Source organism: Campylobacter sp. (assembly GCF_019423325.1).
Classification (GTDB): Bacteria; Campylobacterota; Campylobacteria; order Campylobacterales; family Campylobacteraceae; genus Campylobacter_B.
Window position 1 is genome coordinate 1 of sequence record NZ_JAHZBQ010000002.1, and the last position, 24,432, is coordinate 24,432.

General features: G+C 43.3%; 14 protein-coding genes and 1 tRNA gene. 6 read left to right on the forward strand and 9 right to left on the reverse strand.

Features of this window, described 5'->3' with window-relative positions:
• The 7 genes from QZ367_RS04850 to QZ367_RS04880 form a co-directional block, all read right to left on the reverse strand.
• A partial coding sequence (locus QZ367_RS04850) for a filamentous hemagglutinin N-terminal domain-containing protein (protein ID WP_291938162.1) occupies positions 1–5,500 on the reverse strand: 5,500 nt, incomplete at its 3' end.
• A gap of 270 nt (positions 5,501–5,770) precedes the next feature.
• Positions 5,771–7,729 carry a ShlB/FhaC/HecB family hemolysin secretion/activation protein gene (locus QZ367_RS04855; RefSeq protein WP_291938164.1) on the reverse strand — a complete coding sequence of 653 codons (1,959 nt, stop codon included), beginning with the start codon at positions 7,727–7,729 and terminating at the stop codon, positions 5,771–5,773.
• Between the two features lie 891 nt (positions 7,730–8,620).
• Positions 8,621–8,697: transfer RNA gene (locus QZ367_RS04860), tRNA-Arg, on the reverse strand.
• Between the two features lie 12 nt (positions 8,698–8,709).
• Positions 8,710–9,090 carry a response regulator gene (locus QZ367_RS04865; RefSeq protein ID WP_005869488.1) on the reverse strand — a complete coding sequence of 127 codons (381 nt, stop codon included), beginning with the start codon at positions 9,088–9,090 and terminating at the stop codon, positions 8,710–8,712.
• A 14-nt stretch (positions 9,091–9,104) separates the two neighbouring features.
• The gene (locus QZ367_RS04870) at positions 9,105–13,658 is read right to left on the reverse strand and encodes an ATP-binding protein (protein WP_291938170.1); all 4,554 of its coding nucleotides are present in this window, start codon (positions 13,656–13,658) and stop codon (positions 9,105–9,107) included.
• Positions 13,659–13,823: 165 nt separating this feature from the next.
• Positions 13,824–15,626: an excinuclease ABC subunit UvrC gene (gene uvrC / locus QZ367_RS04875; protein ID WP_291938172.1), complete on the reverse strand. Its 1,803-nt coding sequence runs from the start codon at positions 15,624–15,626 to the stop codon at positions 13,824–13,826.
• Entirely contained in the window at positions 15,607–16,017 is a 411-nt protein-coding gene (locus tag QZ367_RS04880; RefSeq protein WP_291938174.1) for a hypothetical protein, read from the reverse strand. Before QZ367_RS04880 ends, uvrC begins: the two co-directional genes overlap by 20 nt.
• 27 nt (positions 16,018–16,044) lie before the next feature.
• Between QZ367_RS04880 and QZ367_RS04885 the strand changes: the two genes are divergently transcribed.
• From QZ367_RS04885 to QZ367_RS04910, 6 genes are all read left to right on the forward strand, one after another.
• Positions 16,045–16,245 carry a hypothetical protein gene (locus QZ367_RS04885; RefSeq protein ID WP_291938176.1) on the forward strand — a complete coding sequence of 67 codons (201 nt, stop codon included), beginning with the start codon at positions 16,045–16,047 and terminating at the stop codon, positions 16,243–16,245.
• Positions 16,246–16,299: 54 nt separating this feature from the next.
• On the forward strand, positions 16,300–17,835 hold the full coding sequence (gene guaA / locus QZ367_RS04890; RefSeq protein ID WP_291938178.1) for a glutamine-hydrolyzing GMP synthase: 1,536 nt from the start codon (positions 16,300–16,302) through the stop codon (positions 17,833–17,835).
• A 38-nt stretch (positions 17,836–17,873) separates the two neighbouring features.
• On the forward strand, positions 17,874–19,496 hold the full coding sequence (locus tag QZ367_RS04895) for a DUF4435 domain-containing protein (protein ID WP_291938180.1): 1,623 nt from the start codon (positions 17,874–17,876) through the stop codon (positions 19,494–19,496).
• A gap of 420 nt (positions 19,497–19,916) precedes the next feature.
• A complete protein-coding gene (locus tag QZ367_RS04900; protein WP_291938181.1) occupies positions 19,917–20,117 on the forward strand; it encodes a hypothetical protein in 201 nt (66 codons plus the stop codon).
• Between the two features lie 261 nt (positions 20,118–20,378).
• On the forward strand, positions 20,379–20,501 hold the full coding sequence (locus tag QZ367_RS04905) for a hypothetical protein (protein WP_291938183.1): 123 nt from the start codon (positions 20,379–20,381) through the stop codon (positions 20,499–20,501).
• The gene (locus QZ367_RS04910) at positions 20,491–21,582 is read left to right on the forward strand and encodes a hypothetical protein (protein ID WP_291938185.1); all 1,092 of its coding nucleotides are present in this window, start codon (positions 20,491–20,493) and stop codon (positions 21,580–21,582) included. The genes QZ367_RS04905 and QZ367_RS04910 overlap by 11 nt, the downstream gene beginning before the upstream one ends.
• Positions 21,583–21,990: 408 nt before the next feature.
• On the opposite strand, the gene kcuS is transcribed toward QZ367_RS04910, so the two are convergent.
• Together kcuS and QZ367_RS04920 are read right to left on the reverse strand one after the other, a co-directional pair.
• A complete protein-coding gene (kcuS, locus tag QZ367_RS04915; protein WP_291938188.1) occupies positions 21,991–22,206 on the reverse strand; it encodes a KCU-star family selenoprotein in 216 nt (71 codons plus the stop codon).
• Positions 22,193–24,274, reverse strand: a complete 2,082-nt coding sequence (locus QZ367_RS04920; protein ID WP_291938190.1) for a carbon starvation CstA family protein — start codon at positions 24,272–24,274, stop codon at positions 22,193–22,195. Before QZ367_RS04920 ends, kcuS begins: the two co-directional genes overlap by 14 nt.
• Positions 24,275–24,432 lie beyond the last annotated feature (158 nt).

The window sequence follows — 24,432 nt, forward strand, 5'->3', positions numbered from 1 at the left end:
TAAAGCCCCAGGTAACCCAGCTAGAGGATGCGGCAGATCCTTGGGAGATGAGGGCAGCGGTTTTAGAGGCTACGTTGGCGGTAGCTAGAGCGATATTTGATAGATAGTATTTCTCCTCGTCCTTTACGTCCTCTATTATGTTTTGTAGGTCTTCGATATCGGAGTAGTCTATGCCTACCTCTTTAGCCTTATAGCGGTTCTTTAACTCAACAAGTTTGTCTTGTAGAGCATTTTTCTGATCCTTATACTCCTTATATTGCTTTTTGGTCTGATTTAGCTGTTTTATCGCTTCTTGCAAGGCGATAGCCGCAGGAGCTATTTGAGCGTATTCGTTTTGAACGGTAAGAGATATGGAGCCTTCCAGATGCTTAGAGTTAGATGAGGAGCTTGCGGTATCGGTGGAATTTATTATATTTATATTTCCATCTTTGGATATTAAGTTAAGATCCTCTTCGGCCTTTAAGTTTGAGCCTATAACGCTTAGGCTATTATCCCCTCTAAGAGTTATATTTTTAGCTTCCATATTAGAAGAGACGGTCTCGGTACCGTATAGGTTCGTATTGGATTTATCGTATGAGGCATCGGCTAGCTTTACTTTAATGCTCGTATCCTTCTTAAGTTCGTCTAAGGACTTCGGCTTCATCTGACTTAGGATATCTTTTACTTTAGCAACAGATACGGAGGTGCTTTTTTGCAAGCTTTGTTCGCTATATTCGTTAGCGGCAGCGGATATCGTTAGGTTTTTGGCGTCTACATTTATATCTCCGCCCGCTTTCATATTTGAAGTTATAAAAGCTGTAGGAGAGTTTAAGCCTATATCGCCCGCAGCTTTGATATCGGATAGTTTAGATATACCTTCCTTTACCTGCTTGCTATTATAATCCGATCTATATATCTCAGTAAAGGTCTTGCCGCCTATCTTTTCTACTCCTATAGCAGCTATAGCATTTTCCGGAGCTATGATAGATGCTGCTACCAAACCGGAATATGTTAGAACCGATATAGGGTTGAATCTCGTTTTTTTATGGGCGCTTCGCTCCTCTTTATATTCCTTGGCTGCTAGGATATTTATGGAATTTCCCGCGCCTAAGTTTAGATTGCGTCCGCTTGAAATATCCGCAGATATTAAGCTTAGATCGTTCTTTGCTCTTAAGTTTATATCTGCTGTTTCGCTAGAGAGGGAGGAGCTTTGCAAATTTCGTTTATAAAGCGAGTGCATATCCATACTAGCTTTCAATCCACCCAAAGAGGATTTGGAGCTATTTTTATAGTTTAAGAAGCTATAGCTTAGAGGCGATATATTTATATTGTTTCCCGCCTGCATATCTATGGCTTCTTTAGCTTTTAACGCAGAGCCTGCTATATTAATATCGGCCTCTTGCGAGCTAAGCATTATATTTTTAGCGCTTATGCTAGTAGGCACTACGCTTTGATTTAAAGCTTTAGTAGTAGTGCTTTTTTTAGACGCAAAGCCCTTTTCTTTAAATTCGCTCTCGTAGTAGTTGCTATCGATATCCCCACTTAGATTTATGGAGTTCTTTGCCTGCAGCAAAGCATCTCCGCCGCGCGCATTAATATCCGCTCCGCTTATACCTATACCGCCTGCTTTAATTAGGATATTATCTTTGGCGTTAAGTTTAGAGCTTGTATTCTTAACGATATCCTCTTTATAGTATCCGCCCTTGCTTTTAAAGTTATAGCTTAGCTTCTCCTCCGCGCTATTTATGTCTACGCTCTTTGCGGCGTTTAGGATTAAATTTGCAGCCGAGTCTATGCTCGCTCCGGTTACGGTTATATCGCGAGCCGCATTTAATGCTACGCTGCCTTCGGTAGATTTTATATTTGAGATAGTGCCTATATAGGTGCTGCTTTGATCGCCGTAGGCTCTATTTAGGTTTATCTCTTTACTTAGAGTTTTATGTACTATATCTCTACCGGCGTTTAAGCTTACGCTGCGTCCTTGTATCAAAGAGGATGCGTTTATTATATCCTTTTTGGCCGATATGCTTAAGGCGTTCGCGGCGATGATGGAGGCGGAGTTTAAATTTGATACGCTGCCCGCTTTGAGGCTCATATTAGAGCCCGCGTAGATTATCCCTTCGTTTCTAAGATCGCCGTTTACGCTTAGATCTATGCTGCCTCCTGCGTATATCAAAGAAGGTGCGGAGCCAAGTAGAGTGCCGTCATCTTCCTCCGAAGAGTTCAAGGATGTCCTTTTTTTATCATAAAGCAAGCTTAGCTTATTGTGCATATATGAAAAATCCGGTATCAGCTCGCTATAAACGTAGAAGGTGTTATAAAATTTACTGCTTATAGGCGAAAAGAGATTGTTTATATAGCTAGGTCTAATGATATCTTGCATATCCGCTTCGTTATTAAGGCTAGGCGCAAGATCGTTTTTATTTAGATTTAAAGCGTTAGGATTACCGAGCCCCTTGCCTATTAGGGAGTAATCTATTTTAGAAAAAGCTTCCTTTATAAGAGCAGGAGCGTTACCAGAGTTTATCTGCCCGTGTGAGTTTAAATTTGAAATATCGCCCGCGTAGCCTTTTATATCTTTTTTAGCTCCTATTATGGAGATAATAGCAGGCTGGGAGTAGTAGATATTCTTTTGGTCGCTATAGCCGCCTTTACCGCCGTGGCTTTTATGTTTCCATCTATACTCCGCCTGGCTCGTTATACTATGATTTAGACTTAAAGAGCGGTTGTTTAGGCTCTTTACATTTAAAGATAGATCGTTATAGGCATAAATTACGCTCTTATCGTTATTTAGCTCATCTATGTTAAGGTTGCTATCCCCTGCGGAGATTATGTTTGAGCCCATAAATTTACTTAGGCTATCTTCAGTTATATACTCTTTATTGATGCTGTAGCTTATCTGCCTTAATCTCTCCTTCTTATGAGGCTTGCTTCTTCTTATGCCGAAAAGATTATCTTTTAAATTTAACATTATAGCGTCATATAGCCTAGTATCCTCCCCTGGAAGCCTAGTATTTTTATATAAGCTTAATACGTATAGATTCATATCCTGCTCGCTAAGCTCCTCCATGATCTTAGCGTTTAACTCGTCCTGGCTAATATTAGGATTTTGCTTAAGGATGCGCTCTTTTATCTCGGCTGCATTGACCTTTAAAGGGATGGCTACGCCGCTGCAACCCCAACCGTCACCATTGCAGGTAAAATCTATATTATAGCCGGTGCTTTGAACTCTCTTTACGGGCTCGTTAACCGAGCGGTTATTTAGCTTTTTAGTATTGATATTAAGAGCGCCCCTTGCATATATCAAAGAGGAGGCGTTGGTTATCTCGTCTGCCTTGCCCTCCCCGCCTCTTTCATTAAAAATATTTAAATTTCTTTGAGAGATGATGTTAGATAGCGCTTCGTTGCTAAGAAAGCTCGTATTTATAACTATATCCCCTCCGCTAAGTATATTGGACGCGTCTTGATTGAGGATATTTTTAGCGTTTAAAGCCATGCCGTCTTGCGCATAAACGAGGGCTTTTTTGTTTATTAGGCTTTCAGAGTTTGTTATCAGCTCGCCGCGCGCGATTAAAGAGCCTAAATTTAAAATTTGCTCCTTTGCTTTTAAAGCCAAATTTCTAAGTGCGGCTATGATGCTTTCGTTTTTGATACCCTTTGCGTTTATGATCAGATCTTTATTGGAGATCAGCCTTTGCAAGGCAATAAAATTTCCTTGTAGGTTTAAATATATATCGCCGCTTGCGTAGATCCCTCCGTTATAGCTCAAATCCTCCTTTAGCCCCAGATATAAACTACCGTCCGAGTTTAGCTTACCTAAAGCGCTAAGACTATCTAGGTTTAAAGCGAGATCTCCTTTGGAGCTTATAAGTCCCTCTTCATTATTAAGAGCGCCTTTGTTTATGATTAAATTTCCTCCGCTTAGGATAGAGCCCTTAGAATTATCTATGCTGTCGTAGCCCAAAAGAACGCCTCCTAGGGAGATGATCTTTGAGCTTTCGTTGCGTAGATTGTTGCCGCGCAAGCTTAAGCCCTCTTGTACTATAAAGGTAGAACCTGAAAGGTTATAAAAATTTGGAATTTCGGAATCCAATGCCCTTAATACCATTAGGCTATTATCATTTAAGAGACTCTCTTTTATATCCAAATAGCTTTCGTTTGAAAGTATCGCTCCGCCTATATTTGATATGTGATCCGCGCTTATTATGCTAAGCTCGTTTTTGGAAGGAGGAATAACTCCTGTTTTAAAAGAGTCTTTGCTCTCATCTAAGCTTAACTCCTTTAGTCTTTCGCTCTTAGCCGCTCCTATTACGGCTCTATCTTTGTTGCTTAGGCTTCTGGCCTCTATCTTTAAGGCGGAGCTTGAGCTTATGGAGCCTTTTATATTATCTAACCTATCGGCTTTTATCTTTAGAGTATTAGCCTGTATATTTCCTCTGTTTTCTACCGAGGAGGCTTTTATACCCAGATTGGAGGCTGAAATTTTAGAGCCCTTTTGGTTGGAGATGGTCTTTGAGCTGATTTGAGCCTGTCCGTTGGAACCCAGCTTTCCTTCATTTATCAGATCTCCGTTGGCGTCTATCTTTAAAGAGCTGTCCGCTAAGATAGCCCCTTTATTATTGATGCCCGCTCCATCTTTAGTAGATATTATATTTATCTTGCCCGCATACATTCCCCCTAGGGCTGAGGAGTCTATGGATACGCCCTTAGGATGCGATCCTCCTTCTTGCTCGATCTTTAAATTATCCTGCCTCAATCCGGAGTTTGTATTTTTTAAAGATACCTTACCGTCCGTCGCTACTACGTTTATCTCGTTTGCGTAAATTTTACCCTCCAGCTTTAGGCTATTAGATATTACGTTTAGATAATCTCCGTTATCGTTTAGGCCGTCCGCTCCTATATTTATAGAACCATCTTTGCTTATGTTTAGAGATTTAAGATGTCCGTTTTCATAGGAGGGCGTGGCGGTGCTTAACGTAGTGGAGGAGGAATTTATTATGGTAGCGCCGTTTACGTTGATGCCGCTAGGATTGGCGATGATGAGATCGGCTTTTCTGCCTGCTATCTCAATACTCCCTTGTAAATTTGAAGGAAGAGGCGAGTTTACCTGATTGATTATAAGCTTAGCCTCGCCGCGATTGAGCCTCGGATTTGGCGGTATATAGCCTGCAGTTTTACTTATGGCTCCGCCTTGAGAGTTATTAAATACCGTGCCCTCTTTAGGAGTGTTAAGCTTGGAGTATTCGTTGATAGAAATCCCCTTGTCGTTAGGAGAGGCGATATCTATTTGAATGGCCGGAGCATTCGGAGTTTGAGACACCGAAGCTCTATGATTTACGGGGGCGGAGTTATCGGGTATTATCTCGCAATATGAAAAACAAGGAGCCAGCAAGCTAAGAAGCAAAAGAGCGGCAAGGCGCTTGCTTACTTGGGTAAAGACGTCGAAATATCCTTTTGTATCAGTAGAAGCGCCAAGTCGCCCCGAGCTATTAAAGATAGAATTAAAACCTACAATTTGCATACCTATAACCTCCGATTGCGATGGTTTTATATCTTAAATTTCTTGAATACTTTCTTAAAAAAATAGTAAATTTCAAATATTTTATTTAAAATTTGTTTGAATTTATTTTAGGGCTCGATTTGGGCGCAGGACTGCTATTTTTCGGCTCTTAGTATGGCGTATCTGCGCTAAAATAGTTAGTAAAATTTACTAAGAGTTATATAGTCTTCGTTTATATTAAATGCCGCGATAAGCGCCGATAAAATTTCGCTACATTTTTAAACGATAAATTTAAAAGTCGTAGCTTAAAGAGAAATTTAAAGCAGGAGTGTCCGTTTTAAAATTTTCCGGTTTACTAATAGGAAAAGCTACCAAAAGATCATATCCAAAAGAGCCTGAAATATTTCCTCTAAGGCCTACGCCCCCGCCGCTAAGCATTTCGCCCTGCGAGGGATAATCTTTTCCCTTAGAGCTAAGCTTACCGACATCAAAGGCCAGGTAAACGCCGTTATTTTTAAAATACTTATATTCCAAGGTATTTCTTATATAAAAGCCGCTATCTCCAAGCAGGCTCATCTGAGAGTCAAATCCTCTAACGCTATAGTATCCGCCGATATTTAGCCTATCTATAGGGCTAAGATGGGTGCTGGCTCTTCTTGCGTAAAGTTCCAGCTCGTAGCTTAAAGGGATAGCGGAGGATCTAGTTTTAAAATTTAACGCAGCGTTTATCAAATGATACCTTGAGCTCCCGCCGCCGAAGTCTTCATCGGGCGCTCTTAGGGCGTTAAACGCCCCCGTGGATTTTAGGTACGAAAGCATCATCTCCACCGAAGAGTTATCAAAAAATACCTTGGATTTTAGCCCCGCTTCATAGCCGCCCTCACGTTTTCTTTGGTTACTAAGCTCATAATCTTGTATATAGTTTTTATACTTTTTTTGCCAAATTCTAAAAAACAGAGAATTTTTGGAGTTTTGATTTCTAAAATATACGTAGTTAAGATCCAAATTTCTTCTAACGCTGCTTCCGCTATAGGTATAAAGCTCATACGCTCCAGGCACTATTTGATCGTAGGTGTATCTGTTCTGCCAAAAAGATAGAGAGAAGTATCCGAAAGGTATACTAAAGCCTGCGTAGTAGTTAGCTGATCTGCCGCTTTTGCTATCATCCCCTAAAGATTTTTTATCTCCTCTTAAAAAATTTCTACCGTAAGAAGCAAATACGCTCTCGTTTAATCCAAGTAAATTTAAGCCGTAAAGCATAGCCGTGCCTTGGTATTTGCCGCTAGATTTGGAACCCAGATTATCAGCGCTTAGTCTAAACAGCAGAGGCAAGCTTTGCTGTTTAGAGATATTGATATCGGAGTAGCCCTGCTTTGCGGAAGGGCTTAAGCTTATCTCCGCCTCGCTTCTTGAAGCGGCATTGAAATTTTCCATAGCCTGCTCCAGATCTCTTAAGTTTAAAATCTCTCCCCTCTTATCGCCGCCGAATGCGGTAAAGATACTTCTTTGGTTCTTAGCTTCAGAGCCGGGCTCAAGCGATATCTCGCCTATGCGTCCTGGATGCAGAGCTAAAAGAAGGGTGCCCGAGGAGATGTTTTGCTGGGGGATGGAAACGGAGGTAGTAATAAAGCCTGCGGATATGATTTTATTGTTATACGCTCTTGCCAGAGCTAAAATTTCATCGCCTCCCAAGCAATCGCTGCTTTTAAATTTAAGCTCTTTTAGAGTTGAGTTTAAAATTCTTTCAAACCCCGGCGGAACTGAATGGTCGGAATTCGAGGTAGGACCAATGGACTTAGCGGGAGTTTTTACTTTCGCGCGCCCCAAGTTTTCATCATTCGGTTTATAGATAATGACGCCCGAGCCGGCACCGTATTTAGGGTTGACGGCTGGAGTTTTCAGATCATCTTTGTTTTTAGATTCGTAATCCGCTTCGTTAAATTTAGAATCCGCGCTACTTTTCTGCTCGTTTTGCGCTTCTGCGTTAATCAGTTTGATCTCATAAATTTTAAAGCAAATTCCTGCTTTCTTGGGCTCCGCGGTTGCGTTTGAAACGGGAGACTCTTCGCTGCGTATCGTTATGAAGGGATCCTCGGCGCCTTGTCTAATTGATCTTATTCTTTGCTCTTCGGAATTTATGGCGCCAGAAATATCGGCAGGAGTAGCCATTAACACTTTAAGAGCTAGGCTTAAGCCTATAAAGATAGAGACCAGAATAAGCTTGACGCTTTTAACGCCGCGGGGTTGCAAAGAGGCTCCTTTAAATTTACTATCGTAGCGATAAGATAATGGTTTTTATAAAACATCGATTGCGCCTATTTTTTACGATTGGAATATCGCCGCAAAAAACTTTATAGTTTAAGCATGGCAAAGCATCTATTGGCATATATTCGCTTTTTATAGGCTTTGTCTTCCACTAGGAGCTATCAATTAAAATTGGCGATAATACACTAATTTTTTAAATTTTTTGGTAAGGTTTCTTAGGTTTTGGTGCTAATTGAGATTTTAGATTTTATCACACCCGCAATCTCGATCTTTTTATAGACCCCCCCCCCCCCATAAAGTCTAATTCAAAAAATGAACACTTATTCCCTCATACCATTCAAAACATCCACATATCAGATTTTACCATTCTCTATCACCAAGCCTTTTCTATAAAAAACGATGACACCTCTGAAAAACAACGAGGCTCCTAAAGAATAACAAAGCTTCCTACCATTTTTTTATTCTCCCGTTATAATAGGAGCGGTAATCTTTAAATTTACCACAAAATCTATCACAAAGGAGCGGATGTGCATTATGAAAATTTTAAAAGCGAAGCGCAATAAAAAAAGAGCGAACAATATGTCTAGATGACTTTATCGGGGTCTGTTTTAAAAGCCGGATCGTCTTTAATTTTGGAAAAAACTTTCATAACCGTTTATCCTTTAAAATTTCATATATTTTCATAGGAGAGATTATAAAAGTTTTCAAAGAGTTTAGAACTAATATATATTTTTTAATATATATTAGTTTCTCTTAAGCCTACTGCATAGTCTAGCATTTTTAAGATTTGAAATTTTTTTAAAAAATTTGAAAAAGCCGTAAAACAGGGCTTCTAAAAAAATCAAAAAACTAAAATTAGGGGGGAAATTTGATAGATGGTGTCCCCGACAGGATTCGAACCTGTGGCCTCAAAATTAGGAATTTTGCGCTCTATCCTACTGAGCTACGAGGACAAAATCGGCAATTTAATCGCCGATAATATTCATAACGTCGTCTAGTTTTTTGTGAAGATCTTTATCGTTGATGGGCTTTGTCATAAAGTCATAAGCACCCTTATTTAAAGCCTCTCGTTTAGCGGTCTCGTCCGTCGTAAGGACGATGACGGGGATATGAGCTATACTTTCTCTAGCGTGAAGATTATCTAAAAATTCCAGCCCATTCATCACAGGCATTACAATATCTAATAAAATCAAATCAACGGGCTGAACTTCGAGTACGGCAAGGGCGTCCAAGCCGTTTTTGGCTTGGAGTATGGTTTGGAATTTGCCGTATTTTTTTAGCATAACTTCAAGTAGCTTTAAATTTATAGCGTCGTCATCAACCGTTAAAACTTTCAAATCTCTCATTTAAGACCTCATCCTTATATATATTTTTGTGCGAGTTTCTCAAGACCCGACTTGGTGATATTGTAACTAGCGACTTCGCTAAATAGTGGATTTTCATCGTTGTCGTTAGAAAACAGCACTAGCTTGGTCGCAGATGCTTTTCGGCGCAAGCTCTCTAACGCCGCTAAATCTAGCCCCGCTAGCTTTTTATCAATCAAAACAAGCTTATAGCTGCCCGTAGCCGCCATAGAAATAAGCTGGTCGAAATTGCCCGCAATTTCTACGTCTTTATACTGGTGTTTTAATATGCTGGCAAAAATTTTACTTTCCATAATGTTTGCCTTACATATAAGTATATCTTTTGTCGGCACGCGTGCACCCTTAGCTTTCACTACGTCATCAGAAACTATGCTTTTTTTAGGAACTAGCTTCATTATCGTCTTTGGCACTTTGACAGTTTTAATGACCGTCTTAGGTACCTGACGTTTTACAAGCTTTTTAACCAGCTTCTTTGTAGTTCCACCGGCAGGCGCTGCATCGGATCGTTTATCGCCGATAAAATTATCTAGCATTTGGGCTAAGATATCCTTTTTGATCGGCTTGGTGCAGTATTCGTCAAGCCCTGCTGCCATAAATTTCTCTCTATCGCCCTTTAGCGCATTGGCAGTAACAGCCACGATCGGGATGTGGCGGAGATTATTCTCGTGTTCGTATTGCTTGATCTGCTTTGTAGATTCGATACCGTCCATAACAGGCATCGAAATATCCATAAATATGAGATCATAGTCGTTATTGGCTTTTCTGGCTTCCAGCGCCAAAAGCCCGTTTTCGACTATCGTTAAATTCATATTAAAGCTATTTAGTGTATGCTTCATAAGCTTTTGGTTGATCTCATTATCCTCCGCAATAAGGATTTTGGCGTTATATTTTCTATTGACCAAAGGTACATTTTCGTCGGCAGGATTTCGCTCTACCGGTACTTCAACCTCTTCTTCGACTTCGACATCCTCTTCGACCATAATGGTTTCTTCCTGCTGCTCGTCTTCGTACACGGTAACGGGCACCTCGACCATCTCCTCTTCCTCAGGCTGCGAGATAACTACCGGTTCGACTTTTACGCTAACAGGCTCGATCTCGGGCTCTTCGACATGGACGTTTTGAGTAGCAGGCTCTACCTTTTGAATATCCACAGGCTCCGGCTCAATACTCGGCTCTTCGGCAGGAATATTTTGAGCCGCTGGTTCTACTACTGGCGTTATCGATTCAAACTCGATATTTGAAGGCTCCTGTTTAACCTCTTCAAGTTTTGGCTCTATAGGTTTTAGTTCGGGCTCAATTGCTACCGGCTCTGGCTCAACAGCGATAGGTTCTGATTCGATTATCTTTTCAGTTGGAATTTCAGGTTCTGAAAGTTTAACACTTGAAATTTCATCTTCATGAGTAGAAACACTTGAAGTATCAGGCTTCGAAGCTTTAGCGATAGGAATTTCAGGCTCGGTTTTAATGGCTACAGGAATTTCTTCTTCTACGCTTGGAATTTCAACCTTTTTAACAGGCTCTTGCGCTTTGACGCTCGGTTTGATATCCGAAAGATCGATATCTATATCAGGAATTTCAATCTCAGCCTTAGGCGTCTCAACCTTAGCCTTTGGAATTTCTATTTTTGCAGGCTCAACCTTTACTTCTTCTTCCTCTTTCTTAATCTTAGGAAGCTCTATTTCGATATCGGAAAGATCAATGCTAGGAGTTTCGGCTTTAGGAGCCTGGGTCTGCGCCGCATGTGTTTTGAGCCCCACAAAATCATCAGGAATTTCCAAAGATATAGGCTCATCGATATCGGTCTGGGCATCCTTTGTGCTTGAAGGCTCTACTTTTGGCTTTTCTGCGTGCGGGATTACTATTTCAGGAATATCAATATCGATCTTTGGTGATTCAGGCTCTGTCTTTTCAATCTTAATATCACTCATAGGCTCGATATCTATAGGCTTAATGACCGGCTCTTCTGCTTTAGGAGCTTCTTTTTTGAGCTCTTGAGCGATACTAGACTTACTAACAGCCTCCTCTTTATGCGCAGAATGAGCCTTGGCATCATGCGTACGTCTTCTGCTTTGCAAGATAGCGCGTAGCTCGTCTGCCGACGAAGTAGTAGCATGTCGTAATTCATCGAGCTTGTTGATGATAGGTCTTTCTTTTACTATTGGCTCTTCCATAATCATTTCATCAGCGACGATAGGCTTTTCTACCTCGGCATCCAGCTTAATCTCATGCGTCTGTGGAGCAAAATCCGATCTACTTAGAGCAATTCCGGATTTTGAAATTTTATCTAGCGTCTTAACGAATTTAGTTAAGTTAAAAGGCTCTGTAAGGGTAAAAATTTTGGAATTTGAAATACTAATACTTTGAAGCTCTTTTGGCTTAAGAGTTAAGATCGTAGGCATACTCAATATATCGCTAACCTCGCCGTAATTCTTAAATCTAGTGATAAGAGCATCATATTTGTTATTATTTTGCGCTGAGCGGAACTGCGCGTTCGTATTAAATATCGAAATTTTACCACCTAGCTTGCTGATGTAGTTTTTAACGATATCATTATACATCGTATCGGCGCTATCGGCTAAAAGCGCAAAATTTAGTCCTTTGATACTTTCAAATACTGCGTCCGCATCAGTCTTTTGTGTCTCTTTGAAAGCAAGGGTGAAATAAAATCTAGTACCCTTTCCTACTGTAGATTTGACCTGAAGCTTACCGCCCATCATCGCTACGTATTTCGATGAAATCGTAAGTCCAAGACCTGTTCCGCCATATTTGCGCGTGATTGTAGAGTCAGCTTGAGAGAAGGCGTTAAATACATTTGCGAGCTTATCTTCAGAAATTCCAATGCCGGTATCTTCTACGCTAAACGTTACGATCGCCTCTCCAGGAGCTTTGCTAGGCTCCCTTAAAATTTCAACTACGATAGTGCCGTGCTCAGGGGTAAATTTGACAGCATTTGACATGAGGTTGATAAGAACCTCTTTGATCTTCGTGATGTCTCCGTATAGATGGTGCACGAGTGTAGGATCGATGTAGAGTAGGATGTCGATATTTTTCTCCGCGGCTTTTGCGACGTAAATTTCAACGGCGCTTTCAAAGTCTTGGATCGGATTGAATAAAATATCCTCAAGCTCGACCTTATTGCTCTCGATCTTAGAGACATCCAAAATGTTATTAATGATCGTTAGAAGGTTTTCGGACGATTTTTCGATAGTATCAACATAATCGCGCTTCTCCTCGTCCAAATCGGTATTTTTAAGAAGCTCCGTAAAGCCGATGATGCCGTTAAGCGGCGTCCTGATCTCGTGCGACATATTGGCCAGGAAGATCGATTTTGCCTTGTTGGCATCCTCCGCAGCGCCCTTTTGATATGCAATCAGATCGAGCGCGTCCTCGATAAGCGAATATGCCTTGTTAACACCCTCACTAGTCCTAACGTCGATATGCTCGTGCTGATTCGTCAAATCGCCGATTCGGCTAAGCACGTTGCCAAGGTCGGTAACGTTCTGTCTTAAACGTCTTGTAATACCCAAGGCAAAAACGACCAAAATAGCCGCTAAAACCCATATACCAAGAGCGATAAATAGGTTTCTTAGTCTTTGTGCTAGGTAAGTATCGGCATGCGCCGCAAGCTCAGCATTGATCTTTTCAGAAATTTCGCTTAGCTTTTTATATTTAAGTGTAGTAGAGGCAAACCACTCTTGAAAAGGTACGCTATAGTGTCCTTCGTCCGCTTCTTGCTGCAATGTGGCTGAAATTTTAGCAGTTTCTCTTAATGCGTTTTGAAATTCCTCTCCGTCTAGAATTTTTAAAATCGCGGCTCTAGCATCCGATTCCGGCAAGAAGTAGTAATTAGGAAGCGAACTAGATAGGTTGAAGCTAGCCCAAGTCCTTAGCTGCGCCTGATTCATCGCCTTGCTACCGATAATGTATTCGATAATATAGTCGCGCTCCGATGCAGTGGCATCCATCGCCTCATAGGTATTAAGCAATGAAACCGTCCAAACGGTAATATTTGAGCTTACAAGACCCTCTCTTAGCACTCGTTGGATTGTTTTTACATCATCGTCGAATTTTTGAAAATATGAGCTGAAAAGCTCACCGAAGCTTTTGCTTTGAGCATCGACATCCCTTCTTACCTGCGGAAGCTTGTCTAATAAACCGTCTATATCGGTCTCGGCAGCCAAAAGCTCGTCATTACCGGTGCCGTAAGCGAAAATATCAAAAATGGTCTTTTTTACGACATTTTCACTGATATTTTTGCTTTCTTTGTACTTTGCAAGCGCATCGTCTGTTTTTTTGCGTTGACCCGATAGAAGGGTTCCCATACCAGGGTTTCCCTCGCTACCCAAAAACGCCGAAGTGATACCGCGCTCTTTATCTACCTGCTCTACTAACGCCGCGAGATTGCTATTTTTAGCAATCTGCTGCTGCAAAATTCCAACTCTGGCGTAATCCTGTAAGGAAATAAACAAGAAATATGATGCAAACGCGAAAATCAAAAGTAGCGGGATACCGCTAACAAGTCTCAAAGCACTTGTAGTATTTAAATTCATACAAAATCCTTCAAAGCGCAGCTTACGCGACGTTAAATTTTATTCAACCGGAGAAACGAAGTCGCTTCCGTCACGCTAGGCGGAGACGATTTAGCCGTCCTGCAAAGTTAATGGGTGATTTTACTAAACAAATCTTTAAATATAGCTTTTTGCGTTAGGTTTTCGTTAATGATTGTTTAAAATTTTTTCGGCGGTTTGGATATTCGTAAGCGATCTGATCTCATCGAAGCTCGCCGCATAAATGCTCTCAAAATCGCCGTAAAAGTCCAAAAGCTTCTTCAGGCTTCCTTTGCTAACGCCCAAGCTTAGCAGCTTTGAGCTTTGCAGATCGAGCTTGCGTTTGCTCTTTTGGTGAAACGAGATCGCAAAGCGGTGCGCTTCATCGCGCAGACGCTGAAAAAACTGCAATTTTTTATCATCCGTTGCTAGCGAAAAAATCCCGCCCTTCGTGCAAATTTTATCCTTCGCGGCCCCCTTTGCGCGGTGGGCTTTAGCGTCGATCTTTTCTTTAGAGATAGCGATTATATCGACGTTTGCTCCGACGCTGCAAATTATTTCCTCTGCCAAGTTTAGCAGAGCCGTTCCGCCGTCGATGAGCCACAGATCGGGCGCTGCGAGCTCGTCAAATTTAAGCGCGCGGCTAGTTAGATACTCGCGCATCTGATCGTAGTCGTTATTTGAGCTAAGGTGCTTGTGGCGGTAGTTTTGCTTGTTAAACTCGCCGTCTTGAAAGCTTATCATAGCTCCCACGGGCGCGGCGCCGAACATATGCGAATTGTCGAAAACTTCGATATTTACCGGCAAATTCGTAAGATCAAAATAATCCTTCAGCTCCTGCAAAAACGCGTAATCGTGCGTTTTTAGATGCTTTTTGATATTGATCTCGCAGTTTTGGTATGCGATCTCGCAAATTTTACGCTTCTCGCCGATTTTCGGCGCATAAATTTTAAACGCTCTTTCGTGCCGCTTGGATAAAATTTCGCATACCAGATCCGCATCGTCAAACTCGTCGTAGACGTAAATTTTAGCGCACGCCACGGGAGCTGCGGCAGGAAAGGCGCTTAAGATCATCTGCTTGTAGGCGTTTGCGATATCATCGGCGCTCGGGGCTTTGCAGTTAATTATATGCGAGCTTGAAGCTGAAATTTTACCCTCGCGTATGCTAAAATGCACGGCGCAGACGAGCCCGTCGCGTGCGGCAATCGCAAAGACCTCGAAATCATCGAGCTTTGCCAGATCGACCTCTACCTTTACGTTCATCTGTTTTAAAATTTCAATCTTATCGCGGATCTGCGCGGCTTCTTCAAAATTTTCGCTCTGCGCGAGCCGCGCCATCCGCTGCAAAAGCTGCGGCACCATCTTTTGCGGATTTTTTAGGGCGGCAAGCGCGCTCTGCACGATACGAACGTAATCCTGCTTTGAAATTTTATCCTCGCACGGAGCGGCGCAACGCCCGATCTGGTAGAACAAACAGGCCTTTTTGCCCTTGACGCAATTTTTCTTCTGCACGAGCGGAAACTGCATGTAAAGCGTCTGTAAAATTTCCTTCGCGCCGTGAAAATATGGGCCGAAATATCTGATGTTTCTGCCCTTTATGATCTTTCGCGTGATCTCAAAGCGCGGAAAGTCGTCGTCTAAATTTACGTAAATATATGGATAGGTCTTATCGTCGCGAAGCAGGATGTTGTATTTGGGCTTTAGCTGCTTGATGAAGGAATTTTCTAGTATCAGCGCGTCGCTCTCGCTGGGCGTTATGATGTATTCTAAATGCGCCGCCTCGCTTATCATCTTTGCGATGCGCGCACTTAAGCGCGGGCTCGGAGCGAGAGCGGGCGTGAAAGAAAAGTAGCTTTTGACGCGATTTTTTAAAATTTTTGCCTTGCCAACGTATAGCAGCTTGCCCGCGGCGTCGAAGTATTGATACACGCCGGGTCTGGCAGGCAGGCTCTTAATCTCCTCTATTAGCAAGGATCAGTCCTCTTATCTCTTCAAAAATTTTATAAATTTGCGGATCTTGGATTTTGTTTTTAAACTCCCCCTTTGCGCGCTCCAAAGATAAAGCTTCGCCATCCCGGCGCAAATGAGCTTTATAAATTTGCGCCCTTCTTCTGCTCATTACTCTATCTGCGACGAAAAATTTTATATCGCGCACACCGTAAAGCTCCGCCGTCTCTCTAGCGGCTACGAATCGCTTTAATACGTCTTTTATTAAATTTATATTACTATCGCGTTTTAGTTCGCAAAGCCCCGCCGGATGCTTCGCGGCTATCATCAAAATGCCATCTTTGACGTAGATGAAAGCGATCAGCCTTTGCCAACTAAGCGGCAAAATCGCTAAAAACTCGCCTCTTTCTCGCATCTTGGCATATAAAGGATTTTTTCTGATATGAGCGATTATTTCTCTTGCATTTTCCATAGACGGATTTTAGCATTTTTTATCTTAGTTTTGCTTAGCGGCTGCGGATACAAAGCACCGCCTTTTTACTCGGACGCGGATGAGCAAACCGCGAACGCAGAAGCATCCGCCGCGGATGGCAACAAAACAAACGACACGAAAGGCGGCGTTAGAATTTTACGCGATAAATAGCCTACTTTTAGCTTTGCTTTGTTATACTTTTAAAAATTTTTACAAAGGAATTTCATGCAGACGGCAGACATTTTAGTGTTGGACTTCGGCTCCCAATACACCCAGCTGATCGCTAGGCGCTTGCGCGAACAAGGCGTTTACACCGAGCTGATCGCATACGACGCACCGATCGATAAGATAAAAGCAAAAAACCCTAAAGGCCTTATTTTAAGCGGAGGACCCGCTAGCGTTTACGCCAAAGATGCGTATTTTTGCGACGATAGAATTTTTGAGCTTGGAATTCCAATTTTAGGTATCTGCTACGGCATGCAGCTCATCGCGCATAAATTTGGCGCCAGCGTCGTGCCTGCGGGTAAAAAAGAGTATGGCAAAGCCTCTTTGAAACTGCTTCGCGCTAGCAGGCTATTTGGCGGCGTGGAGGATAACTCTACTGTCTGGATGAGCCACTCGGACAAGGTCGAGAGCCTGCCGGAGGGCTTTGAGGTGATGGCAAGCTCGGATGAGAGCGAGTGGTGCGTATTTGGTGACGAGACCCGTAAAATTTACGCGCTACAGTTTCACCCCGAAGTCTGCCACAGCGAGTTCGGCGATAGAATTTTAAAAAATTTTGCCAAAGAGATCTGCGGAATAACCAGCACTTGGAATATGGGTAGCTTCGCCAAAGAGCAGATGATCAAAATAAAAGAGCGCGTAGGCAGCGCCAAAGTGCTTTGCGCGGTAAGCGGCGGCGTGGATAGTTCGGTCGTAGCAGCGCTTTTGGCGCATGCGGTGCCGCAGGGCCTAATAGCGGTTTTCGTCGACAACGGACTACTTCGCACGGGCGAGCGCAAGGCGGTAGAGGAGATGTTTAGGCTCAAACTCGGCGTGAGCTTAGACGTGATCGATGCCAGCGAGCTGTTTTTAAGCAGACTGAAAGGGGTGGTCGATCCCGAGCAAAAACGCAAAATCATCGGCGCGACCTTCATTGAAGTTTTCAGCAAAGAAGCGGCAAAACACAAAAACGTAAAATTTCTAGCTCAAGGCACGCTCTATACCGACATCATCGAAAGCTCGGTCGCAGGCTCAAGTAAGACGATCAAAAGCCATCACAACGTAGGCGGCCTGCCTAAGGATATGAAATTTGAACTGATCGAGCCTTTGCGCGAAATTTTTAAAGACGAAGTGCGCCAGCTAGGGCTTGAGCTAGGTCTTTCGCGCGAAGTCGTTTTCCGCCATCCATTCCCGGGGCCGGGCCTTGCGATCCGCATAATGGGCGAGGTAAATACGCCGAGCCTCGAGCTACTGCGCAAAGCCGACGTGATCCTACGCGACGAGCTAAAATCAAGCGGCTGGTACAACAAAACATGGCAGGCGTTTTGCGTACTACTAAACGTGCACTCCGTGGGCGTCATGGGCGATAACCGCACCTACGAAAACGCCGTGTGCATACGCGTAGTGGACGCTAGTGACGGAATGACGGCTAGCTTTTCGCGCCTGCCGTACGACTTGCTAGAAAACATCTCTCGCCGCATAATAAACGAAGTAGACGGCATCAACCGCGTAGTTTACGACATCTCGAGCAAACCGCCCGCAACGATAGAGTGGGAGTAAAAAATTTATAAATCAATTTAATGCAAAGAGCCAAAGATATGAAATTTAAATATTGGTTGCCAGACGAAGAAAATGAGAAAAAAGAGTATGAAACAGATAAAAATGCAATTATTGTAGTCGGCGCTAATGGCTCTGGAAAAAGTAAACTGGGAGCATGGATAGAACAGCAGAGTATGGATTTGGTTCATCGCATAGGAGCACAAAGGAATTTAAATTTCAATGAAAATATTTCTTTAAGAAATTATTCCCAATCAGAAGATCTAGTATTTTATGGGACTGTTGATCCTAACTTTAAGATAGATAAGAACTATCGATGGGACTGGGGAAGACAATTGACAACAAAAATGATAGATGATTTTGAAGCTGTTCTCTCGGCTATACTTGCATTAAAAAATGAAGAAAATGATGCATTTGTTAGTGAATACAAGAAAGGTAAAGAATCAAATCACAACAACATGCCTGATCCTCCAACAACAGTTATTGATAAGCTACAGACTATATGGGATTACGTATTTCCTCAAAGGAAACTTTATATATGTGATTCAAAATTTTATGCAGTATTGGGGGATCAAAAATATCCTGCTAATCAAATGAGTGACGGTGAGCGTTCAGTTTTATATTTTGCCTCTCAGGTATTATGCGTTCCTAAAGATAAAATTTTAATCATAGATGAGCCAGAAATTCATTTGCACGAATCTATAATGAACACTTTATGGACTACGCTCGAGCAATATCGTAAAGATTGTTTATTTATTTATATTACACACGATATAAATTTTGCTACTTTACATGAGCATGCAGACAAATTTTGGATAAAACAATATGATGGTGTAAAATGGGTTTTTAAGAAAATTGAAAAAGATATAAATCTTCCTGAAAATTTACTACTGGATATACTTGGAAGTAGAAAAAGCGTATTGTTTGTCGAGGGCGGTAAATTTAGTTGTGATATACGACTTTATTCAATATTGTATCCAGATTATTACATAATTCCTTGTGGAAGCTGCGAGCAGGTTATATCTCGAACAAAAGCATTTAGAAATACCAATACACTACATCATTTTGAAGTATATGGAATAATAGATAGAGATTTTCGTAGTGAACATGAATTGGAAATATATAAAGCGAAAAATGTGTATGCCATTAATGTCGCGGAAATTGAAAATTTATTTATAACCGAAGAAGTTGTGCGATTTATATCTAATCTTTTTGGTAAGGATGAAAATGATATTTTTTCAACAATTAAAAATTATATAGTAAAAGAAAGATTTGAAAAACAAATCGATAGCCAAATATCCAAGAGCGTCTTGTATGAGATAAAGTATAGGTTATCAAATTCCGCTATAGACGGCAAAAATAAAAAGGAAATAGATAATTCGCTTAAAAATTTTATATCATCCTTAAAATATGAAGATATATGGAAAGAACAAAATGACAAATTTCAAAATGCATTATCAAACGATAATTACAAAGATATTATTAAAATATTCAATGAAAAGAACTTGGCAAGTACGATCGGTCACTATTTTGGAATTGAAAATAAAGAATATATCGCAACAGTCATCGGTATGATGTCTAAAGATGAAGAAAATAAGAAAAAATTTGTGTCAGCCCTGATGTCATATTTGCCAACAGAAATACCAACAAAAAAATATAGGTAAAATTTCCACTATAATTATGTGTAATTTAATTAAGCGTGTGAAATGCAAAAAATAGGAAGATTAAGATAAAAGAAATCTACGTCGTTTCGGCGCATCCTTAATAAAAAGTCTAAACGCGTTCATTGGGGGCTTGCGTGGGCAAAGCTCCGTTTCTGATTTTGCGATATAAAAACCCTTGAGCGGCTGATGTTTAGAGTGGTCGCAGATAGCGACGAGGTCGAGCGAAAGGTCTGGTTAGAGCAGGTAGCGCAGACGCTGGATAGGTACTTTCCGAAGCAGATTAATTTGCTTTAAATTTTAAAATGCGCTGCTCGCAAAATCCGCGTGGCGTAGAATTTTGATTGCCTATTTTAAACAAATGCGCGCATAAATTTTATACGTGTATTCAGTGCAAAATTTATAAAATTCAAGGAGGTAATTATGCTTAGATTAATCGCCGTGATGGCGATTTTAGCGGCTCTCATATACTTCGTGATGGGTGACGGCGGCAAAAAGACGATCAAGGATTACAAAAATTTCAGCCGCGAGGAGCTGGAGACTTTATGCCTCGAAAAGAACGATAAAATCGCCTGCCAGCGTATTGCCGTGGATTATATCAAAGAAAATAAACCGAAAAAATGATCTAAATTTGCGAGGCTAATTTTGCGGTTTCGCTCAAACAGCGCGCAGCTAAATTTCTAGCCCGGTACAAACGCTGCGCAGATAAATTTGCCTGCAAAGCATAGTTAAAATGTCGATTAAATTGGTAGCGAGCACCGCGCAAATAGCGTAAATTTCAATGCAATAAATTCAAGGATTGGCACGCGCGCTGAAAAACCGCTAGCGCAAATTAAAGCGATAAATCGCGCTGCGTTCTTTGCGCGCAGACGGAAGGAGCGACCGATGAAAATTTTATGGCAAAGTAGGCTTCAAAACAGACTTCGCGATATCGGCGAAAACGTCCTGATAAAGGGCGATCGCGCATTTTACATAGGTGATAACGACGAACAAGCAGATGAAGCTTAGAAAATTCTCGCTCGCAAGCGGCGAGCAGCTAGCCGGCGCGCCTTTCCGTGATTTTACCCGCGCTGCGACCTTTGACGATGACGGCCGCACGCTCGTAGTTTTGGGCTTTATTGACACGATTTATAAATTTAACGCTGCAGATCTCGCGCTCATCTCAAAGCACAAAAAGGGCGTGCTAAAATACGGCAACTTTATCGCACTAAGTAGCAAGGACGGCGATAAAAAGGCCATTACGGCGACCGATGACACGCTTTTTATCTACGATTTTAAGACGCAGACGGGCACGCGAAAGCGATTAAAGGGCTGCACGGCGATTTTTAAGCAAGATGAGCTAAATTTCTTGATTTTTACGCGCTCGGGTCAAATTTACGGCTTAAATTTAAGCGGTTGCGAGCTTAAAATCATCGCTAAAACTTGCCCTATGACGCAGGCACAGCGCGCGAGCGGCGGATATTGCATTCGCGCGGGCGAGGCTGGCGAAAACGGCGAAATAAAGAGTGCTAACGAGCTTGTTTTTACGGACGCAAATTTTAACGTTAAATTCTACGTGAAGCTCGATTTTGATTTCGATAGATTCGAGCTTGCGGCGGATGGACCGGACTGCTGGCGCGGGCACTTTATAAACGAGCCGAATGAGCTGAGAGTTCTTGATCTGCGTAGCGAGGCGGGCGGCTTTGAGCACGGCAGCTCGGGCAAATTTACTCAGGGCGAGGCGAGTAAATCCAGGTGCGAAGCGATGGATAAATTTGAACAAAATGAGCCCGTCCGATATCTCGCGACAAAGCCTGTTTTGACGCATAAATTTAAACAAAAGGGCGCGAGAATTTTAGGCGTCGTTACGGCTGCTTCTTGCCGGGCTGCGAGCGCAAAATACAAAGCGGAGCAAAAGGACGCATTTGCCGAGCAAAATTTAGCGCCCGAAGGCGGCCGCGGTATCGAAAACCGTGAATATTCACTCCTCGCTCACGGTGAAAATGAAAAACGCAGGCATCGCACGCCCGAGCGCGCCCGCGATCTCGTACTAGTCGATAACGCCTACGACGAGGATATGGAGCAAATTTTAACCTGCTATGAGATCTAAGCCATGGTCCATTCAAGCACGCATATATTCCTGATTTAAAATTTGCAGCTATGATTTCACGCCTTTAATTAAGGCAGGTTTGCTAAAAATTTTGCAAAAATTTTATATAGAATTCTACCAAGACGCGGCAAATACCCGTTTAAAAATTCTACGACATGCAGGCGAGACCATTGCAAAAAATCGCGGGTTTGCGATGAATAGGGCGCGACGGCAAGGATAAATCTTAACGCCCTAAGTGCGAGCAAATTTAAAGCGCTATTCAAAAGGCATTCGCAAAATTTTATCTCGAGCGGTGCGTTCTAAATTTCAAATTCTACGGCGCTGAGTACGGCGCGCCCGCACCCTATCAAATTTAAAATTTCAGATCAACGACGATTTGTACGGCGCGACCGCGCCCTTTCGCCGCTATCAGCACTTGACGTTTTTTGCCTTGCTGTCTTGCATCGCGCGGAAAAATTCCGCCCTGCTTAGCGGGATTTCGTCCGGATGAGCGCTTCTGAAATGGCGTAGATAGCCCTCGTAATCGCCGAGCCCGATGAGCGGCGTAAGTGCGGCATCCGCGCGCGCCAAAAACCTCGCCACTGCCTTCGGGGCTGCGAGCGGATTAAATTTAAACTTTTTCATAAACGCCCCTATCCACGTACTCGCTTTCCGCCAGCTTAAAATATCCCTCGCTCGCGCCGCCTTTTGAAATTTTAAGGCACATCCTTATCGTTTGGGCGATGACGATGATCGTAACGACGACGAAAAGAGCACATAGCACGGCGTCGATGACGTTATTTCTGATGATAGCCTGCGCCTTTTCGATCGCCGCAGGATCGCTTAGACTAGCGAGCTTAGCGGCGGTATTTTGCGCGATAGCCACGTGGCTTACCGCGTCGTGCACGCGCTCACCGTTAGCCGGCATCAGCTTCAAGATCGCCGCATAAAGCGTGGTTATAAGCACCCAGATCGCAGGAGCGATCGTGACGAAGGCGTATTTTTGCTTGCCCATTTTAAAAAGCACCACCGTAGCGAGCAACAGCGCGATGCCCGCGAGCATCTGATTGGACGCGCCGAAAAGCGGCCACAGCGTGTAAATTCCGCCCATAGGATCGGTAACGCCGCTGTAGAGCAGATAGCCCCAGCCCGCCACGCAGATCAGCGTCGCAATGATGCCGTAGAGGGAGTTTTTGGTATCGGAGAATGGCTTATAGACGTTGCCTAAAATTTCTTGCACCATAAAGCGACCGGTGCGCGTGCCAGCATCGACCGCGGTTAGAATAAATAGCGCCTCAAATAAAATCGCGAAATGGTACCAAAACGCCATCAGCTCCTTGCCGCCGATGATCTGATGCAGCAGCATCGTTAGTCCCATCGCAAAGGTAGGAGCGCCGCCCGTGCGGCTCATCATCGTGGTTTCGCCGACGTTTGAAGCCAAGGCGCCGATCTGCTCGGGCGTAATGCTAAATCCGATAGAATTTATGTACGCCGCGGCGCTTACCGCGTCTTTGCCCAGTACCGCAGCTGGCGAGTTGATAGCGAAGTATTCGCCCGGGCTTAGGATGCACGCCGCTACGAGCGCCATTACGCCCACGAGGCTTTCCATAAGCATCGAGCCGTAGCCGATGAAAAGAGTGTGGGTTTCGCGCTCGAGCATCTTCGGCGTCGTACCGCTGGAGATCAGCGCATGAAAGCCCGAGATCGCGCCGCACGCGATCGTAATAAACAAAAACGGAAATATCGGGCCTGCAAAAACAGGACCCGTGCCGTCGATAAATTTCGTCGTAGCGGGCATTTTAAGCTCGGGTGCGACAAAGATTATCGCGACTGCCATGCCGATGATTACGCCAAGCTTAAGGAAGGTGCTTAGATAATCGCGCGGCGCAAGCAGCAGCCACACGGGCAAGATCGCCGCGATAAAGCCGTAGCCGATCGTAAGAAGCGCGAGCGTCTCACCCTTTAGCGAAAAAACGTCGTGCCAGTACGGATCGATCGAGACGTAATGTCCGCCCCAAAGCGCAAGCATCAGCAAAACAAAGCCGATGATCGATGCCTCGCTGACCTTGCCCGGGCGCAAGAACCTCATGTAAATTCCCATAAATATGGCGATCGGTATCGTCATCGCGATCGTAAAAAGCCCCCACGGCGAGTTTGCGAGCGCCTTTACGACGACCATCGCCAAGATCGCCACGATGATCAGCATGATGAAAAAAATCCCGATCATCGCGATGCCGCCCGTGAGCTTACCCATCTCCTCTTTGATCATCTCGCCGAGGCTCTTGCCGCCGCGTCGTGTGGAGAGCACGAGCACGATGAAATCATGCACCGCGCCTGCGAGCACGACGCCTACCAAAAGCCAAATAGTGCCGGGCAGATAGCCCATCTGTGCGGCCACTACTGGACCTACGAGCGGTCCGGCGCCAGCGATAGCGGCGAAATGGTGGCCGAAAAGGACGTATTTGTTCGTAGGGACGTAATCGCGTCCGTCGTTTCGGATCACCGCAGGAGTTGCGCGGCGATCGTTCAGCTCAAAGACGCGATACGCGATAAAGCGCCCGTAGAAGGTGTATCCGATCAGATAGATGCACGCGCTGGCCACTACGAGCCAGACGGCGCTGATACTCTCGCCCTTATTTAGCGCAAGTACGCCGAAACACCACGCTCCTATGACGGCAACCGCCGCCCAAAGGATCTTTTGCCAAAATTTCATGCTCACTCCTTAAAGCTTAGCGAGCGGCTTTGGCGCAATTCGTCGTTTAACAAAACGGCTTGCGCCTTTAAAGCGGGACTCGTTAAATAAAATTTAGTGCGTATTTTATCGGCGTTTTTATAATTTAAAGCTGAATCGCGAAATTAAAAAGAGCTCTT